The following is a 14,733-nucleotide window of genomic DNA, read 5'->3' as shown; positions in this document are numbered from 1 at the left end:
CGGTGATTATTAGAAGACATATAAAAAAGACTCCTTATTGAATAAGGAGTCTTTTAATATTAGTCGTCCAGCTTTCTTTAAATGTGTCATTACAATTAATAGTAGCCTTTTCAGTTACTATGATAAAATTTTAATTTTTATTCATAGTAAATAAACTCAAACCTAATATGATAAAGATTGTCCCAGTAATTTTATTTAGTATAGTTTCAACAATTAAATTCTCTCTTAATTTTTCAGTTACTTTACTAGAAAATAATGATATACATAATCCCCATAATGTACTTATAAGTACAAAAATCATTCCTAAAATAAGGAATGGCAATGGCCCATAGATATTATCGGTAGAAATAAATTGTGGTATAAAAGAGATGTAAAAAAGAGCAACCTTAGGATTTGTAACATTTGTAATTACGCCTTGCGTGAATAATTTTTTGGGTGATATATAATTCATTTTAAAAGTGTTCAATCTTGATTCTTTTTTTAATAGCATTTGTACGCCTAAAAATAATAAATAAAATGCACCAACAACCTTAACAATAGTAAATATTAAAACTGAAGTTTTTAATAAAGCTGATAAACCTATGGCCGCTAAAATTGTATGAACTACTGTTCCTGAAGAGATACCCAACACAGAATAGACGCCTGCAATTTTACCTTGAGATATACTTCTACTTAAAATATAGAATGTATCAATTCCAGGTGTTAAACATATTACAACCGCAGTAATAAAAAATAATTGAAAAGAAATAATATCAAACATTCAATCCCACCTTCTGTTAAAGCTTTTATAAAAACTTGATCCCCCTCTGAAACTTATATGTTTATTCTCTATTCATTATTTTTGCTATTGCAACATCTAAATGGTCGCCTGATTCTTTAAGTTTACTTATTATATTATTTTTGTCCTTATCGTTACGTGTTTGACTTAATTTATATGCGGCTTGTATTTCCTTAATTTCAATTTCAAATCCTATAATTCCATTTATTTGTTTACGTGTATTCCCAGACATATTGTCCCAAGTTGCTCCGTTGTCTCTATGTCCTTCATATTTATTCAACAAATACGTTAAATCTTCAATAAGTTCGCTTTCACTTAATAATCTACTATTCCCATATACATGAATACTTTGGTAATTCCATGTTGGGACATCTTCTTTTTCGTACCAAGTCGATGATATGTATGCATGAGGTCCTTGAAATATAATTAAAACGTTTGATGACTGCTTTAGTAATCTCCATTGATCATTATTTTTAGCACAATGACCAGTAATATATAAAGCTCTATTTTTTTCATGAATATTAATGGGTACATGAGTCGCTATAGGCTTAACTCCATCGTTGGTTATGATAGTTACAAATTGGTGTTTTAACATAAATGATTTGATTTCTTGAATATCATTTTCTTTATAATATTTTGGAATATACATGTTATTCCTCCTTTAATAATTTGTTCCCTATTGTGTTTATTTTACAACCATTAGCTAAATAAAAAGCAAAGTATATTGACACAAAACTATACATGTAATTGAGTTATAGTTTAATACTCTCGTTTGTATCCTTTTTTACGTATTTCCAGTCTCTTGATATATTCTTATTAACTCTTTCTAGCATATTGCCCAATCTAATTACCTCTTCCTCAGAAAATCCTATCATGGCAATTTCATTAGAATGCGTGTTTTCTCTTATTATAAAAGGATACACATTTTGTCCTTTTCGTGTTGCATATAACAATTGATTTTTCATATTATTTTATTGCAATTGCAATATTTAGTTATATATTAATGTAACATTAAACCAAAAATGATTGAATATAAGTGGTTCTTTTATTTATATAATCTATGATTATCAGAATATATAAATAAAAGAACCACTTATTGAAAAAAAGAGTCTCTTAATCGTTTCAAAATCAAGTTCTGTCTAAATAAGGATAGTATATGCAACACCCATGCTCGCATATAGGACGGGCCAAACTTTTGGAAATATATATCCTGGTGGTGAAAATGGCGGCTTTATATTTTTTCTATAATCTTTACGTGCATTTTTAACTGCAAATTTCCCAATTAATTTTCCACCGACAAATGGCACGGTTGTTCTGGCTATATTTTTAATTATAGACGTAAATTTACACTCCTCATAATTCTGCGTTAGACATTTTGTTTGCTCTGGCTAAATACTTTTTGTATTTCTTAAAAAGAGTAAAAATTACTGTTGCGATTACAATTGGTTTAACTATTTTACTCATACTATGCGTTTTATTTTGTTCACGTGTTGTTAAACCGCTCATTTTTTTAGCAAAAAGATTCATTACGCTTTTGTGGACTTTAGCTTGAGTCAATTTATAAACAGACCACGGTAATGTAGGTTGATATTCTTGCAAAGCAACTAACCCTTTATCACTATCCAAGATGCGTCGGAACTCTAATCTTGCGTCGCCCCCATTATTTGAATAGGCAAAATCGCCACCAATAATGCGATATAAAACACGATTATTATCAGAAGCCTCATGATCTTTTTCCAACAATAATAACATTTTATTTAAGAAAGGGATTTTTATTTCAAAATAGTTATCATTAATTTCGCCTTTAACAAAATTAAAAGTGAAGTGTCTTAAAAATTCAGCATATTCATTTGCAATATCGTTTATTGTATAGTCATTAGGGATATCTATACGTGTAATGGCTCTAACATCCTTGATTTTTAGTGAATGTTTTTTAGTCTTTCCTTTTTTAGATTTAGTATCTTTTTCTTCTTGTAAAGCTTTTTCAACGCTCTCTTCATAATTAATCTTCCCAATAGAAATATCTTTCACGGTTTTTGCTTTATTCCTAGCCATATCGTGGATCAAGCTATCCATCAAAGGATAAACCATTTCTTTAGGGGTTCCAGAAATCAATTTCACCCAATATTTACTTAACCATATTGGAATAATAGGTAAATCTACCATAGGTAAAGGTTTTTCCAGTACGTTAGAAGTACGTCTAAATAATTCCTTATAAGTCATATGTTCAGGGCCACCAATATCAATTGATTCGTTATCCTTAGGAGCCCTTTTAGTCAAAGCAATTAAACCATCTATAACGTCTCCAATCGATACAGGCAAAGTCATATTGTAAGACCAACTAGGTAAAACAAGCATAGGCAAACGCTCAACCAGTTTTTTTAGTATCGGATATGAACTTCCCTTTGAACCTATAATTAGTCCTGCTCTCAGTGTGCTGACAGGAACATCATACGAACCTAAAATCTTTTCACATTCTAATCTACTTCTTAGGTGTGGAGATAGTGTATTAGTTTTTGGAATTAATCCACTCATGAAAATAATATGTTTCACGCCGTTTTCTCGAGCAGCTCTAGCAAAGTTATCTGCAAGTAATGCATCCATATCTTCAAAATTTGCTTGGGTCAGTTTTGCTGATGGCATCATTGAATGTACTAAATAAATGGCAGTATCTACGCCTTTCATTACATTACTAGTCTGATTTAACGAAAACAAATCTGCAGATTTCCAAGTTACATTTTTTTCATTTTCTTTATTATCTATATTTCTAGAAATAGCTATTATTTTAGAATCTTGTTTTAATTTTTCTTTAAGATGTCCACCAATATAACCAGAGGCACCCGTTAATAAAACTTTAGTCATATTTTCATTCTCCTATCATATAAAGTTCAAAATAAATTATATTTTTTAAAAAAAGCGAGTAGGAATCCCCACCTCGCTTAAATAAAACTTACGTTATATAACATGTAGTTTTAAAATAAATACAATTTACTGGGAAGAGTTCTATGTCTCTTATAGAAAATATTCCCCATAATTTCAGAAAAAAACCTAAATTGATTTTAATGGAAGAAATTGATTTTATTTTACAAGCAACAAATTTAGTTCCATTTTCAAGCGTTAAACAGCAGTTTAAACTGTTAAAGAAACAAAAAAGATATTTTAACTGATGAAGATTACAAAAATATGATGGCCCAGTTGGGATTAAATGACTTAGAGCGTAAATTACCAAGTAAAACATCTAGTGGACAAAAACAAAGCGTTGCTATCGCAAAACTCTCTATATGAATCCTTCTATAATATTGGCGGATGAGCCTACTGCTTCGCTTGATATTGACAATGCTATGGAAGTTATGAAAATATTACAAGAACAGACTAAAAATAGAAACAAAACTTGTATTATAGTCACTCATGACGAAAGGCTAACTGCTTATTGTGATAAAATTTATCATATGAACGATAGAATACTCAATTTGAAATACCTTAATAGAATATTTTTAATTGTAACGCACATGTATCGTTTCACATAATCCATGGTTATCGGAAGGCATGTTAAAAGAGACTCCTTATTGAAAAAAGGAGTCTCTTAATCGTTTCATAATTATTTAACCACAAGGACAGGTACAGGGCTTCTTTTAGTAACTTTGTGTGTAACATCACCGAGTACATGTTTAATGTTTAAACTAGTTCTATGATTACTCATAACAATTAAATCAAATTGTCCGTTTTCTAAAGTTCCTGAACTAATTTTTTCAAGTATTGTATCTTTGACAGGTCCAAAATCTATTTCTACCTTATAGTTGATGCTAAGATTACTTAACTCTTCTAAAAATGGTGAAAGTTCTTGTTCTTTTTCTTTAGTAATATCGCTTTTATGTTTATTGTCATATCTTACACTAGCAAGCAAATCGTTTTGCGTTATAACATTATAGATAGTAACAACTGACTCTTTACCCATTAAATTTTTTAAAGTTTCTGGAATATTACTAAAATCATTTTCAAAAGAATATGGTAATAAAATATTTTTAAACATAAAAATCACCTTTCTATCTTATAAAGTGAAGAATAGTTATAATACGAATTTAATTTATGAATCATTAACCTCCCTTTTTTTAGGCTTTGAGTGGTTGCGAACCAATCCCTTATTTCTACATTCTTTGATGTTGATGCTACAGAGTACAATTACATTTATAGCAATTAATGCGTATAATGGTTTCAATTTCGTACTTGTCCTCTTACTCTTTAAAGTACCACGTGATTGCATAACTTATTCATCAAATACCTTTTATTTAACTCATTTTCAATGTTAAAAAAAGAAAAATGACCGATGGAAACAGTGTCCTCAGAAATGAACATTCCAATCTACGGCCCCCCTATTTATTGGGTTGAAATTGGTAAAAAGGGGTTACTTCATTAATAATGAAAGAATAAACCATTGTTTGTATGCAAAAGCACTTATTGAACCTTAAATTTTAAAAATCCGTATATAGAATTAATATGGCCATAATTATCAGGAGATACATTAAAAGACATTTCTTTTCGACAAGAAGTATTTTAATTGATTTGTAGATATATCGTTTGTTTTTTAGAATCAGACAAATGAAAATCAGTGTTTTTTTATTTTACATATTTTTCTTAACATTAATTCAATAGCTCAAATATTCCCTTTTCTTAATGAATGAATAACTTGAGTAAGTTGGTTAATTTCTAATGGATAACTAACAATTTCATTTTTTATCAAAGTCATGTAAGGGGCTTTGCTATTATAACGTGGCCAAACTGAACCATCTTGGTTTCTAGGTATGCCATTTTCCGCAAATGTTATCCATGCATGTTGTAGTTCTTTTGAGATGTTTGTATCTCTTTCATCATAGGCTTCATTAGGTTCTAGATTCCCGAAAATATATCTGATTTCTGAGGTGTGTTTAGCTAACTCTTTTGTTCTATTACCACCTGGAGAAACTCTCGCAAAATGATAATAATAAACATTTCGTTCTAATTTTTCGAAACGTTTAACCGTTGCATAAGAGGGCTCAAACCACACTGCAGTAGAGAACAATTTATCTAAAGATTCATATATTGTTAAATTATCATTATTCAATATTTGTAACACACGTTTACTTACTGGACCAACCAGCGCCTGAACCATGTTTTTCAAGGTTTCGCTAGTATATGATTTATTTGGCTTAATGAAATAACGTGCTTCATTTTCAACACAACCGATTAAAACTGGTACATCCTTTCCCCATCCAGGAAAACCTTCTTTGGATATAACATCTCCATCTGGCACCGGGTTCCAAATTAAATTGGCCGGTGTATGAACTTGTCCAGGTGGAGGAAATACCCCTGAAAATTCATGAGAGGCTTCTAACACTTTATTAGTAGGTATTTGCTGTAATGATTTCAAATTGCTACTACCTAATCTATCAAACATTTTATCTGTAACTTTTTTTACTTTCTCATAGGAAGATTCTGAGGCAAACACATAAGGTTCAAAACCAGCACTTTGTATAATAGCACGGTGAAATAATCCTTTTGCACGACGAACTGCCAATAAATTTCTTACAGCCTGTGCGCCAGCTGATTCACCAAATATTGTTACATTATTAGGGTTTCCTCCAAAAGATTCTATATTATTAGCGACCCATTCTAAAGCAGCAACTTGGTCAAGTACAGCAAAATTACATCCTATATCAGGATGCGCCAAGAAACCAAAAGCTCCGAGACGATAATTAAAAGTAACCACTGTCACACCTTGTTTAGCCATTTCTGTGCCATCAAAAGCATCTTCTGAACCAGCGCCACCCAGATTACCACCGCCATGTATCCAAACCATAACAGGCTGTTGCTCATTACTATTAATATCGGAGGTCCAAACATTAATATAGAGACAATCTTCATTTTGCTTTATCGTTCTAAGGTCAAAACTTGCCCCACCTTTTTGTGGACACACTGGGCCAAACTCCGTTGCTTTATAAACACCTTCCCATTTCTTTGGTGGGAGAGGTTCGCGCCAACGTTTCTCTTTTACAGGAGGTTCTGCATAAGGTATACCTAAAAATTTATAAACAGAGTCATTAAAAAGTCCTTCGACAATACCTTGATCTATACGAGTTCGCATTATTCATCATCCTTTGCAATTTATCGTCATGAGAGAAGCCGTTTTACTTCATTTAATATAAAGTATTTTTCAAATGTAATACTTTTCATTCTCCCTATGATAATTGAATAAGCCCTTTTCACATGGGATTTTATGTCTATAGAATGTTTATTCCATTCTAATAGCCGAGCATATTCTCTACCAAAAGAATTCTAGCTCCACATTTCTGCTAATACTTTACCAAAGCCTTCTGGTTTTTGAACATAACCTAAGTGACCGCCAGGAATATCTAAAATTTTTATACCTGTTTGTTCAGCAATATAAAAGTTAACATCTTGTGGGAATGATCTTTTAGAATCTGTACCATTTAATAAAGTAACGATATCTTTATGTTTTGATAAGTCTTCTAAAGAGATATCAGAATGCGTATATTGTCTGATTTCATATTCAGCCCAAAATAGCATACGTTCATATTGTCTTTTTTGTGCTTCGTTATCTTCAGATACAGGTTGAGACATACTTTTAGCATCTAATGGTGAAATTTTAAGTGTCTCCCCGAAAACTGTCATCGCTGATTGTAAACCATCAGTTAATGCTATATTGACTATTTCATCGTTTTTATCTTTCCAATATTTGCTATCTGGTAAGAATGTATTGATTGGTGGTTCATGAAAAGCAATTTTTTTTACAACTTCAGGATAGTCTTTCAATACATGCATTGTAACGATTGAACCAGAACTTGAACCTAAGATATAAACAGGTTCGTCGCTTAAATATTTGGCTAATTCAACAATATCTTTTGCATCACGTTTCACACGATAATCATCATCGCCATTTTGAGCGCGCGCAGGAAGTGACTCAGTTAGTTCACTGTGGCCATAGTCACGTCGATCTACAGCAATTACTGTAAATCTATCTTTTAATTGTTCTGCTAATGGTAAAAAAATGTCACCAGTACCGTTTGCACCAGGAACGAGAATGAGAATAGGACCTTGGCCGATTTTATAGTAATTTAATTGGGCACCTTTTAACTCTAATGTATTCATAATTGAATCCTCCTAATTTTAATAAAATAAATAAACAATGTAATCACTAAGTTGTTTATTAGACAAATCTCTTTCATTTATCTGGTATTTATATTCTAAGATTGTAAGTACATTTAAAACTATAACTGTTTCAAACATGTTGAAAAAATTTTTCATTTTTTTACATAATCATCCATGTCTGCATTAATTAAACCACATAAAGATATAACGGCTTATTATCAATAAATTATCATACTAAATGAAAGATTTTCAGAATCTTATAAAGTTATTACCCATCCATTAAAATTTTTGATATTTTCAGAATGTATAAATAGTTTAACTCTAATTTTATTGAACAGATTTAACTCGGTTGTTCATTGCACGTGTAATAACTCAGTTTATACTTTGTAATGTATTATAAGCCTATATGTAAATTTATGAACCCCATTTTTAATAAACAACGTTCAAGAGCGGAAAATAATACGGATGAAGTTACTATTGTTGGAGCTGGGCTTGGTGGACTTGCGCTTGCACGTGTTCTCCAAGTGAATGGGATTTCTGTGACGATTTATGAAAAGGATATGTCTATGCATGCTCGTACCCAAGGTGGACAACTAGATATTCATGAACGTGATGGGCAAATTGCACTTGCAAGAGCTGGACTTACTCATGAATTCGAAGAAATCATGAGTAAAAGGAGCGCTGCTTCAAGAGTAATCGACAACAATGGAAATGTAATTCTTATGGAGTTACAGTTCAAATAGATAATATTAGAAAGTAATGTCTAAATGTAAGTATTATTGTTTCAAAATAATATAGTAAAGAATTTCCATTAACACTTCAAGCTCTATATTACTTCAAAATTAAATTCTGTCTTAATAGGCGTCGTTTAAAATTAATCTTAAAGTTTTGAAAATTGAAGAGAGTGGTAAAGTATAAAGTATTTCTTTTGAAAATTAAAAGGGAGTGTTTATATGACTGTACTGTCAAGTGAAGAACGTATAAAAATATTGTCTGATATTATTGAAATTCAATCAGTAAATGAAAAAGAACTGGATGTCGCACATTACTTAAAAAATTTATTTAGTCAATATGGTATAAAATCAGAAGTTGTTAAGTTAGAAGGAGAGTCTACTCGAGCAAATTTAGTGGCTGAAATTGGTAATGGTAATCCGGTGGTTGGTGTATCAGGGCACATGGATGTCGTAACAACAGGTGACATTAATCTTTGGAATTATAATCCATTCAAGCTAACAGAAGATGACAAAGGACGATTACATGGGCGTGGTTCAGCTGACATGAAGTCCGGACTTGCAGCATTAGCGATTAGTTTAATTGAAATTAAAGAAGCTAATACTTTAAACCAAGGGACAATTCGATTTATGGCCACGGCCGGAGAAGAAGTGACAAGTAATGGCGCAGCTTTATTACATGACAAAGGTTACATGGATGATGTAGAAGCATTACTTATTGCAGAGCCTTCTCAAGATGGCATCGTTTATACACACAAAGGGACAATGGATATACAAGTCATTTCAAGAGGCAAATCGGCACACAGTTCAATGCCAGATTTAGGTTTTAACGCTATTAACCCATTAGTCGACTTTATACATTATTTAAATGCTGAATACGATAAAGTAGATGAAAATAGCAAATTATTAGGAACACCTACGATGAATTCAACTATTATTAGTGGTGGTGATCAAGTAAATTCTATTCCCGCATATGCGGAATCATTATTCAACATGCGTACGATTCCATCTTTTGATAATAAAAAATTTGAAGAACTCTTTAATAATGTAAAAGATAAAGTAGAAAAAGAAAGTAAGGGAGATATTGCCGTAAATCCTTACGTAAATCGTGATCCAGTATATACTACAGGTGACAATAGATTTTTAAAACTATCGAAAGATTTTGGTGATAAATATTTCGATAGAGATTTGGAATTAACATCATCAACTGCAACTACAGACGCTTCCTATTTGATGAAAGATAAAAATGAAAACTTTTCTTTTGTTATGTATGGCCCGGGTGAAACTGGACAAGCACATCAAGTCGATGAATACGTCTATAAAGATACTTATCTAACATTTGTTGATTTATACAGTCAATTACTACTTCAATATTTAAATGAAAAATAAATAACCAATATTTCTCTATCATAAATGATATAATTCATTACATTTATCTGTTTGAACTATATCATTAACTATCGAAAGAGGAAATAAGACACAGTTAAAAGACTTCTTTTAAATAAGGAGTCTTCTAATTGTTCCAAAATCAATCTCTATACTAATAACGAACGTTTTAAAATTTGGTATGAATTACTATATTTTAGTCACTAACTTAGGTTTTTTTAAAAAAAGACGTCTCATTCATCTGTAAAATCATCAAAATTAGTATCCCTTTGAAATCCTAATTTATGAGCTGAATTTATAGAAGCTAAGTTACTTTTATCAGTTCTTATTACAAAAGACAAAGTATTGTCTATTTCATAGTGTAACCAATTTAAAATCTTTACCATAGCCTCGATTGCATATCCATTACCTGTTGCCTTAGGATCCAGTCGATAATATAAATTAAAGTATTCTTTTTTCGCAAATTCCATTTTTTCTGCGCCACCACTACCTATTACATTCTCACTTTCTTTTTCAATAAATATGAAGTATCCATAATTATTACTATTCTAATATTCTCTCCATTCCTTCAACATTTTTTAGTATCATCTACTGTTGTGTGCCTTCTCTTAGGAGTATATTGAGTTGCTAATTTATTAGAATGAATCCTATATAATTCTTCAGAAAACGATAATTGCGGCTTACTCATAATTAACCTTTTACTTTCAAGTATCTTTGCACACACCCTTATTAATTACATTAATAGATATAATTATAGCAAAAAAACACATACATAATATGTATGTGTTTTAATCGTTTCAAAATCAAACAGATAATCACTTTTTCTATAGTACATTAAATATTTGATTGACTATATTTAGCTTTTTTATTATTTAAAATAATATATAGAAAAATTGAAAATATAACTACTAATGAAAGAACTTTATACATGTCAGAATATCCTAAAACCGGAATAATAAATCCGAGCGCATAGGGACCAATTCCATTACCTAAATCCATAAATATCATGAATGTAGATGTTGCTAAACCTACACTCCGAGGGTTGGCATTACTTATAGCAATCGTTTGTGTAATTGAAGAAATATTACCAAAACCAAGACCAATCAGTATTGCAGATAACATCATTATCCAACTATGGTGACTCATACTTAACATTACTAACCCTATAAAAAAGAGGATGAATGCTGGGTACATGATAATATTAGGACCATGTATATCGACAATTTTACCTGTAAATGGTCTGGAAAATAACACTGCCATTGTGTATAGAATAAAGAAAAAACTAGCTGTTTTTACAAGGTCAATCTCAATTGCGTACAAATTAATATATGAAACTATACCTGAAAACGAAAAAGCACTTAAGAATATTATAAATCCGATTGGAAGTGTACGTTTATCTAATAAGTTTCTGAATGATAAGTTCTTACGATTATCATTGTCAGGAACATTTATTAAAAACGAAAATATTAAACTAACAATGCCAAAAAGAAAACTAATATAAAAAATATTCACGAAATTTGAGTTTTGCGTGAGGGAAATACCGATGAATGGTCCTAAGCCTGTAGCTAAAGCAGTACTAACGGCAAAGTAACTAATACCTTCACCTTTACGATGCTCGGGGATCACTAACGCAACGATTGTCCCAACAATCGTTGTGGTTACGCCTATAGAAATACCGTTTAGCAAACGTACAATAATCAAGAAAGTTTCGTCCAATTTTATAAAATACAGTATTGTTGTTAATGCAAAAAACAATATATTTATAACAAACATTTTCTTTGTTATTTTAAAAAAACCAATAAACAGCCTGCCTATGAGCGCGCCTACTATAAAAATTCCGGCGATCAATCCCATCATTTTACTAGATGCATTGTATTCAATCTGTGCGTAGGTTGTTATAGTGGAATTTAATAGAAAGTATACTAAAATTAATAAAAAGTTTATAATTGAATAAATTATAAAATCTTTTGTCCATATTTTATTTTCCATGCTTCCTCCTTTCTGTGAATAAGCAACATAAAACTAAGTTAGTAGACTTGTTCTATTCTGTTCTTTTCATGTTTTAAACGTTAATGAAACTTATGATAGTTTATCAAAAGTATAATAATCACCATCATCTGGTATTAATACTTGCGACTCCATATTTAGTTCAGTTGTAAGTTCCTTTAAACTATCTCTAGATAAATTCCAATGATTTACTGCTTCCATATGAACAACTATAATTTTTGAATTTGGTGCTTCTTTAGAAACTTGATAAATATCATACCCATTCATAATAAGTGAGCTGCCATTATAAAATTGATTATCTCCCCCGTTAACAATTATTATTTCTGGTTTGTAATTATTAATCACTTTTTGTATTTTGCTATACCACACCGTATCTCCAGAAACATATAATTTCTGTTCACTTTCATGTTCAAAAACGACACCACATACGGGGCCCATCGTCTCTATAATTTCTCCCCTACCATGCTCACCAGGCGTTTTAATTAACTTAATACCATTAAAAGTTATATGCTCAGTTAAAACTTCTACATTTTCAAATCCTACATTACGAACTTGATTAGCTTCGTTTTCATTTTGTACGAAAACTTGTATGTCTTTATCTAGAACTTGTTGTGCAACTTCATCAAAATGATCAAGATGTAAATGTGTTAAAATAATTGCATCAATGTTATAAATAATTTCATCAATTGACATTGGAAGGTCAACGATTGTATTTCCCTGTTCTTGTCTAGGTGAATTAGGAAAAGCTTCAAAAGACCCCTTCTCTCCTAGCATTGGATCAATTAAAAATCTATTGTTCGCATATTCTATAACGCTCGTTGCATTTCTGATATGATTTATTTTCATAAAATTACCTCCGATTAAATTTATATACTAATTCTAATCGATGAATAATTTTGATTAAATATAAATTTGAAAAACATTTTGGGCAATTACTAGAAATTTGAAAGTGAGGAAGTAAATTGGATGATTTAGATAAGGTTATAATATCCGAATTAAAAATAAATAGTAAAATATCAATGAAAGATTTAGGAAAAAAACTAAACTTAACTGGCCAGGCTGTAAACAACAGAGTTAAAAAGTTAGAAAATGATAATATTATTACAGGTTATACTATCTCTTTAAATCAAGAGGCTTTAAATTGTAATATTCATGTATTCATAAGCATATATACACATAAAATTTCACATAAACCTTATATTGATTTCATAAATCAAGAAAATATTTTCGTTTTAAATAATTATAAAGTGATAGGTGGTGCTTGTTATTTAATTGAATGTAGATTTCCTGACCAAAGTGATTTGAATCATTTTCTTGAAAGATTAAATAAGCATGCAAATTATGAGGTATTAATGACTATATAAGTATTTTTAAGAATTTATTGTGAAAAAGGTAGATAATAGAAAAAGCATGTCCGCTATTTTTAACTTTAATAGTGAACATGCTTTTCAAAATTCAATTTATTTCTACTTCTAAATATAAGAATAATGAGTAATCTGCGAAATTTTTCATTAAATCTTTAAATGTGTCTTTATTTACATTTCCCTCGCCATTCACCATAACTTCATATACTCCGAAACGATTTTTATATATTAGTTTCGCACTGTTATAACCGTTGCGATTGTAAAAGTTCTTTCTTTTTAATCTTTGAGGGAAATTTGGAGCTGATTCATCTAAAGTTTCTATATTTAATACCAGTTGATTTTGACAATACTCATCTTTGATAAGAGAAAGTATACGACCCCCATAACCTTTTGATTGATGACTTTCATCTACTGCTAAATATAGTATATATGTTAAATTTTCATAAGTGACTAAATACGTAAATCCAACAAATGAATTATTATCATAAACTGCTAATAATTTTCCAAAACCTAAATCAGCTTTATATAAAAGCAAATCAATTGAAAGTCGCTCATCTTTTGGAAATGATTGATAGAATAAGTCTTCTACTTTTTTTAAATCTACTGATCTTTTAGTTATATGATTAAATTGTAAATTCATAAAAATCCCCACTCTATCATGTTAAATGATACATCTACTAGAAAAACTACTACCTCAGCTATGCGGTACTTTCAACGCCCGTTAAGAGAGTATAACAAATGTTTGTTTCTTATTTTTGATCCATAAAATCTGCTACTGTATATACTTCAGCATAGGCAAATTTCAATGCACTTATAAAGGAATAATGAACATCTTTAGCGCTAACTGTATGTTCCTTATAAATTAGTTCGCTTGAGGCACATGCGTCTTCAATTAATGTTACTTTATAACCTAAATCTGCTGCAGCTCTTACTGTAGCATCTACACACATTTGCGTCATCATGCCTACAACTACGACATTATCTATATTTTTCTCTTGAAGTTTTTCTTGTAAGTCAGTGTTTATGAAACTATTTGGTAATTGCTTATTAATAACTGTTTCATTATTTTTAGGTTTCACAGCTTCATAAATCTCTATACCTTCAGTATTAGGTTCAAAGAAACCAAAAGAGTCATCCGGTGCAATGTGCTGAATATGGAAAATATTTTCACTATGATTTGATCTGAAATACTCTAGTACTTTTTGAGCGTTATTTGCCGCATTCTCAGGATTACTTAACGGGAATTTTCCATTCGGAAAGTAATCTTCTTGAATATCTATAACAATTAGTGCTGTATTCATATCTATCACCCTACCTTTTAATT

Annotated in this window: 14 protein-coding genes and 3 pseudogenes; 4 read left to right on the top strand and 13 right to left on the bottom strand. The window is 30.5% G+C overall.

All coding sequences use genetic code 11. The annotated features are described in order from the left end of the window. Positions 1-130: 130 nt before the first annotated feature. The 5 genes and pseudogenes from ACA31_RS02385 to ACA31_RS02375 all read right to left on the bottom strand — a co-directional run bounded on the left by ACA31_RS02385 (position 131) and on the right by ACA31_RS02375 (position 3,640). Positions 131-760 (bottom strand): LysE family translocator, encoded by a 630-nt coding sequence (locus ACA31_RS02385; RefSeq protein ID WP_057511785.1) that lies wholly within the window; start codon positions 758-760, stop codon positions 131-133. A 61-nt stretch (positions 761-821) separates the two neighbouring features. After that, on the bottom strand, positions 822-1,427 hold the full coding sequence (locus ACA31_RS02380; RefSeq protein WP_057511784.1) for an FMN-binding negative transcriptional regulator: 606 nt from the start codon (positions 1,425-1,427) through the stop codon (positions 822-824). A 103-nt stretch (positions 1,428-1,530) separates the two neighbouring features. Further along, positions 1,531-1,743, bottom strand: coding sequence for a hypothetical protein (locus tag ACA31_RS13335; protein WP_172793145.1), 213 nt, complete (start codon positions 1,741-1,743; stop codon positions 1,531-1,533). A gap of 180 nt (positions 1,744-1,923) precedes the next feature. Next, positions 1,924-2,112, bottom strand: a pseudogene (locus ACA31_RS13045) (TspO/MBR family protein); the annotation flags it as partial. A gap of 19 nt (positions 2,113-2,131) precedes the next feature. Then, positions 2,132-3,640 carry an NAD(P)H-binding protein gene (locus ACA31_RS02375; protein WP_057511783.1) on the bottom strand — a complete coding sequence of 503 codons (1,509 nt, stop codon included), beginning with the start codon at positions 3,638-3,640 and terminating at the stop codon, positions 2,132-2,134. Between the two features lie 194 nt (positions 3,641-3,834). On the opposite strand from ACA31_RS02375, the pseudogene ACA31_RS02370 reads away from it, so the two are divergent. Next, a pseudogene (locus ACA31_RS02370) lies at positions 3,835-4,305 on the top strand (ATP-binding cassette domain-containing protein); the annotation flags it as partial. A 71-nt stretch (positions 4,306-4,376) separates the two neighbouring features. Here ACA31_RS02370 and ACA31_RS02365 read toward each other — a convergent pair. The 3 genes from ACA31_RS02365 to ACA31_RS02355 form a co-directional block, all read right to left on the bottom strand. Then, positions 4,377-4,808: a universal stress protein gene (locus ACA31_RS02365; protein WP_057511782.1), complete on the bottom strand. Its 432-nt coding sequence runs from the start codon at positions 4,806-4,808 to the stop codon at positions 4,377-4,379. Between the two features lie 621 nt (positions 4,809-5,429). Beyond that, a complete protein-coding gene (locus ACA31_RS02360; RefSeq protein WP_057511781.1) occupies positions 5,430-6,896 on the bottom strand; it encodes a carboxylesterase/lipase family protein in 1,467 nt (488 codons plus the stop codon). Between the two features lie 191 nt (positions 6,897-7,087). After that, positions 7,088-7,921: an alpha/beta hydrolase gene (locus ACA31_RS02355; RefSeq protein ID WP_057511780.1), complete on the bottom strand. Its 834-nt coding sequence runs from the start codon at positions 7,919-7,921 to the stop codon at positions 7,088-7,090. Positions 7,922-8,337: 416 nt separating this feature from the next. Here ACA31_RS02355 and ACA31_RS02350 point away from each other — a divergent pair, with 416 nt between their 5' ends. Beyond that, the gene (locus ACA31_RS02350) at positions 8,338-8,664 is read left to right on the top strand and encodes an NAD(P)-binding protein (protein ID WP_082587041.1); all 327 of its coding nucleotides are present in this window, start codon (positions 8,338-8,340) and stop codon (positions 8,662-8,664) included. Between the two features lie 210 nt (positions 8,665-8,874). Further along, positions 8,875-10,041, top strand: coding sequence for an ArgE/DapE family deacylase (locus ACA31_RS02345; protein ID WP_057511778.1), 1,167 nt, complete (start codon positions 8,875-8,877; stop codon positions 10,039-10,041). A gap of 230 nt (positions 10,042-10,271) precedes the next feature. On the opposite strand, the pseudogene ACA31_RS02340 reads toward ACA31_RS02345, so the two are convergent. The 3 genes and pseudogenes from ACA31_RS02340 to ACA31_RS02330 form a co-directional block, all read right to left on the bottom strand. Next, a pseudogene (locus ACA31_RS02340) lies at positions 10,272-10,568 on the bottom strand (GNAT family N-acetyltransferase); the annotation flags it as partial. Between the two features lie 304 nt (positions 10,569-10,872). Further along, on the bottom strand, positions 10,873-12,027 hold the full coding sequence (locus ACA31_RS02335) for an MFS transporter (protein ID WP_057511776.1): 1,155 nt from the start codon (positions 12,025-12,027) through the stop codon (positions 10,873-10,875). A gap of 90 nt (positions 12,028-12,117) precedes the next feature. Further along, on the bottom strand, positions 12,118-12,891 hold the full coding sequence (locus ACA31_RS02330; RefSeq protein WP_057511775.1) for an MBL fold metallo-hydrolase: 774 nt from the start codon (positions 12,889-12,891) through the stop codon (positions 12,118-12,120). Between the two features lie 116 nt (positions 12,892-13,007). Between ACA31_RS02330 and ACA31_RS02325 the strand changes: the two genes are divergently transcribed. Further along, a complete protein-coding gene (locus tag ACA31_RS02325) occupies positions 13,008-13,409 on the top strand; it encodes an Lrp/AsnC family transcriptional regulator (protein WP_082587037.1) in 402 nt (133 codons plus the stop codon). A 91-nt stretch (positions 13,410-13,500) separates the two neighbouring features. Here the strand turns inward: ACA31_RS02325 and ACA31_RS02320 are convergent, their stop codons facing one another. Next, complete coding sequence (locus tag ACA31_RS02320; protein WP_057511774.1) at positions 13,501-14,049, bottom strand: GNAT family N-acetyltransferase; 549 nt, start codon at positions 14,047-14,049, stop codon at positions 13,501-13,503. 109 nt (positions 14,050-14,158) lie between these two features. Beyond that, positions 14,159-14,710, bottom strand: coding sequence for a cysteine hydrolase family protein (locus tag ACA31_RS02315; protein WP_057511773.1), 552 nt, complete (start codon positions 14,708-14,710; stop codon positions 14,159-14,161). Between the last annotated feature and the right edge of the window lie 23 nt (positions 14,711-14,733).

Origin of the sequence: Staphylococcus sp. NAM3COL9 (assembly GCF_001431205.1) — a bacterium.
In the GTDB taxonomy this organism is placed as follows: domain Bacteria; phylum Bacillota; class Bacilli; order Staphylococcales; family Staphylococcaceae; genus Staphylococcus.
Note: the sequence above shows the minus strand (reverse complement) of the source record. Positions and strands in the feature narration are given on the sequence as shown.

What these genes read in the sequence shown, in the direction of transcription:
- ACA31_RS02385 (WP_057511785.1), bottom strand. Translation starts at nt 760, where the DNA reads ATGTTTGATATTATTTCTTTTCAATTATTTTTTATTACTGCGGTTGTA.
- ACA31_RS02380 (WP_057511784.1), bottom strand. Translation starts at nt 1,427, where the DNA reads ATGTATATTCCAAAATATTATAAAGAAAATGATATTCAAGAAATCAAA.
- ACA31_RS13335 (WP_172793145.1), bottom strand. Translation starts at nt 1,743, where the DNA reads ATGAAAAATCAATTGTTATATGCAACACGAAAAGGACAAAATGTGTAT.
- ACA31_RS02375 (WP_057511783.1), bottom strand. Translation starts at nt 3,640, where the DNA reads ATGACTAAAGTTTTATTAACGGGTGCCTCTGGTTATATTGGTGGACAT.
- ACA31_RS02365 (WP_057511782.1), bottom strand. Translation starts at nt 4,808, where the DNA reads ATGTTTAAAAATATTTTATTACCATATTCTTTTGAAAATGATTTTAGT.
- ACA31_RS02360 (WP_057511781.1), bottom strand. Translation starts at nt 6,896, where the DNA reads ATGCGAACTCGTATAGATCAAGGTATTGTCGAAGGACTTTTTAATGAC.
- ACA31_RS02355 (WP_057511780.1), bottom strand. Translation starts at nt 7,921, where the DNA reads ATGAATACATTAGAGTTAAAAGGTGCCCAATTAAATTACTATAAAATC.
- ACA31_RS02350 (WP_082587041.1), top strand. Translation starts at nt 8,338, where the DNA reads ATGAACCCCATTTTTAATAAACAACGTTCAAGAGCGGAAAATAATACG.
- ACA31_RS02345 (WP_057511778.1), top strand. Translation starts at nt 8,875, where the DNA reads ATGACTGTACTGTCAAGTGAAGAACGTATAAAAATATTGTCTGATATT.
- ACA31_RS02335 (WP_057511776.1), bottom strand. Translation starts at nt 12,027, where the DNA reads ATGGAAAATAAAATATGGACAAAAGATTTTATAATTTATTCAATTATA.
- ACA31_RS02330 (WP_057511775.1), bottom strand. Translation starts at nt 12,891, where the DNA reads ATGAAAATAAATCATATCAGAAATGCAACGAGCGTTATAGAATATGCG.
- ACA31_RS02320 (WP_057511774.1), bottom strand. Translation starts at nt 14,049, where the DNA reads ATGAATTTACAATTTAATCATATAACTAAAAGATCAGTAGATTTAAAA.
- ACA31_RS02315 (WP_057511773.1), bottom strand. Translation starts at nt 14,710, where the DNA reads ATGAATACAGCACTAATTGTTATAGATATTCAAGAAGATTACTTTCCG.